The 241-nt window shown below is 34.9% G+C and carries 1 pseudogene; it reads right to left on the bottom strand.

What is annotated here, in order from left to right:
- Positions 1–195: pseudogene (locus tag CWB60_RS20435) on the bottom strand (hypothetical protein); the annotation flags it as partial.
- Between the last annotated feature and the right edge of the window lie 46 nt (positions 196–241).

Genomic DNA, 241 nt, shown 5'->3' with positions numbered 1-241 from the left:
CACCCAATCTTGTCTCCCACCAGACAAATCTCCTTCGAGATCTATCTCCACAATAGTTAACAATGCACAATCTAAATCATCTAACTTACTTATATCACCCACTAATGCAGATACATTTTGCTCTTTGTTTAAAAGCAACTTGGGTGCCATTTTAACAATTTGTCCGCTAGCGCCAATAATTAGGGTCTTACTCATAATTAATTCCTTCTCAATTTAGTGTAAATGTATTTAGTACAAATAG

The sequence above is a fragment of the Pseudoalteromonas sp. S327 genome (genome assembly GCF_005886415.1).
Taxonomy (GTDB): Bacteria; Pseudomonadota; Gammaproteobacteria; order Enterobacterales; family Alteromonadaceae; genus Pseudoalteromonas; species Pseudoalteromonas atlantica.
This window is presented reverse-complemented; position numbering and strand designations above follow the sequence as displayed.